The 443-nt window shown below is 70.9% G+C and carries 1 pseudogene; it reads left to right on the top strand.

The window, feature by feature from the left end:
* Nucleotides 1-443, top strand: a pseudogene (locus AOK24_RS49725) (Rne/Rng family ribonuclease); the annotation flags it as partial.

The raw sequence follows: 443 nt of genomic DNA, 5'->3' as shown, positions 1-443 counted from the left end.
GAGGCGGGGGCGGGGTGGGGATGAGCAGGGCGCTCACGACCACGCGGCTCACGAGCACGTCGTCGAGGATGTGGCGCCGGTCGCGGTCGAGGAGAGTGCGGAGGAGGTTGCCGCTGAGGTGGCTGCTCCGGTTGCTCTGCCGGCGCCTGAGTTCGAGCCTGACGAGGAGCTGTACAGCAGTGTGGCTGAGGCCGAGGCTGCGGCTACTCGGGGGCGGGGGCGTCGGCGGGCCAGTCGGCGGGTTTCCTCTCCCGGGGGTGCGGTTCGCAAGGACGCGGTGAGTGAGGTGGCTTCGGCTGCTGAGGTCGCTGCTGATCCGGTGGCTGTCGAGGATCCGGTTTCTGAGGTGCCGGCTGTCGTGGAGACGCCGGTGGTCGAGGAGACGGTGGTCGAGACGCCTGTTGTCGAGACGCCTGCTGTCGAGGCGCGTCCGCGTCGGCGGG

The sequence above is a fragment of the Streptomyces niveiscabiei genome (assembly GCF_001419795.1).
Classification (GTDB): domain Bacteria; phylum Actinomycetota; class Actinomycetes; order Streptomycetales; family Streptomycetaceae; genus Streptomyces; species Streptomyces niveiscabiei.
Note: the sequence above shows the minus strand (reverse complement) of the source record. Positions and strands in the feature narration are given on the sequence as shown.